This is a genomic window from Moorena sp. SIO3H5, assembly GCF_010692395.1.
In the GTDB taxonomy this organism is placed as follows: domain Bacteria; phylum Cyanobacteriota; class Cyanobacteriia; order Cyanobacteriales; family Coleofasciculaceae; genus Moorena.
In genome coordinates, this window is the sequence record NZ_JAAHHS010000723.1 from 1 (window position 1) to 1,743 (window position 1,743).

The 1,743-nt window shown below is 42.1% G+C and carries 1 protein-coding gene; it reads right to left on the minus strand.

The window, feature by feature from the left end:
- Positions 1–15: 15 nt before the first annotated feature.
- Positions 16–1,287, minus strand: a complete 1,272-nt coding sequence (iscB, locus tag F6K52_RS35945) for an RNA-guided endonuclease IscB (RefSeq protein WP_293089946.1) — start codon at positions 1,285–1,287, stop codon at positions 16–18.
- Between the last annotated feature and the right edge of the window lie 456 nt (positions 1,288–1,743).

Genomic DNA, 1,743 nt, shown 5'->3' on the forward strand with positions numbered 1-1,743 from the left:
TCATGAGGACAGAATCTAGTTTGTATAAGCATAACCATCCTTTCTGTGAATAAATCGACAATATTTGTGACTAATCCCTTGCACTAGTCCTCCCAAAGTTGAGATATTGAAAGACCCTGATTTTCTGGTTGCGACCCGTCCTACATAAGTACCAATATTCTTCCCCTTAGTTACCACGGCGCGGACAATATCTCCTGTCTGAAAGCCTTTGTGAAATTTAATTCTGGAGCAATGACGAATGGGGAACCCATACTTATTAGTCCTACAGAGCTGACGAGTGCCGTGTCCTTTGGCTGTTATTACCAAAGGTAGGGTTACTTCAATAATCAGAGTTTCAACTTTTCCAACATTGGCCGCATCTAACCAATGAGTTTTAGGAAGATTTTGGCGGCACCTGTTGAATTTTGTTAATCCGCCGCTACCCACTTCAACAGGCAATCCTATTGATTTCAGTTCGTAGTACAACTTCCAGCGAGTTGAGTTAACAGAAGCCGCATCAGCCAGGGGGCGTAATGATTGACTCAGTATTCGTTTCAAGATACTAGGCTTCTTAGACAAAAAAAGCTCAATATCTTGATTGGATTTAGCCTGGTTACATGGATGACACGCAATAGTTAAATTAGAAACCCGATTGGAACCACCTTTAGATAATGGTTTAATATGCTCGATTTCTAACTGAGTACCTGTTGCCCCACAATAAGCACACTTGCGATTCCATTTTTCAAGTAAATATTCCCGAAGTTCATAGCCGTAAAGTGTACCCTGTTGGTACTCGATACCAGATATTTCAGGATTTTGGAGCTTTTGAGTGTCGAACCTAACCAATTCTTGGGATATGCCGGTGATAGGACAGAATCGAATCAACTTTTTAACCCAAGTTAAAATATTTTGAACCCTAGACGTCAAACTAGGCGCTAACCAACCTTTCGGTCTAGTTCTGTTAAGAAATCTGGGCTTGCGGTATCGAGTTTTGCGATTACGTCTACTGCGCCTTAATTGTCTACGAGAACTCAAAGCAACTCGAATTTGGAAACCTCTATGACTAAGTTCGGCTCCCCAGATTAACCGTGTTCCTTGAACAATAGCTAGACCGCTTGTTTTTGCTCCAGGGTCTATTTTTAATTGGTGCTCGTGAGTTACTGGATCCTTTATCTCCTCCGTCAAGATTATGGTAAATGGGTAACGACGATAAACCTTTGCTTTTCCTGTCGAAAGTAGAATCCTAGCTCTCGCAGGTTTACATGGATCTAAAGGTTGTCGATTTTTGTTGAGTACAAAGACACGCATAATTGTGTTTTCTCCTATTGCTAGGGTTAAGTTCGCTTCGCCAATGTTTTTTGAGTTTGTCTTGTTAACAGCACTGTCTTAACCCATTTATGACTGTTTAACTGTCAACCACAGAGCAGAAGACTAGCGACGCATCTAAAGGTGTGATAGCTCAAAAAACGTAGACTAAAAAGTCTGAGGCTGGTCACGTCGTGAGCTTATTCAAGCCCCCGTTATACCGCGAAGCGCGGTTAACGGTGGGTTCGTGACGGTAGTTAACAAGTCATAGACGGAAGTAATAGATCGGATAACAGAATGATAGATCAGATTATATCTGGTAGCGTCGTTATTTTATGCCTAGGCTTGACACTCGCAATTGGTTTGCATTCTGGTTGTTTGTGTTTCAACAGCCTTTTGTGCCGGTAGAGGATTCAGCGAGTGCGGTTACGTATCGATTTGCTTTCGGTGCTTTGCAGA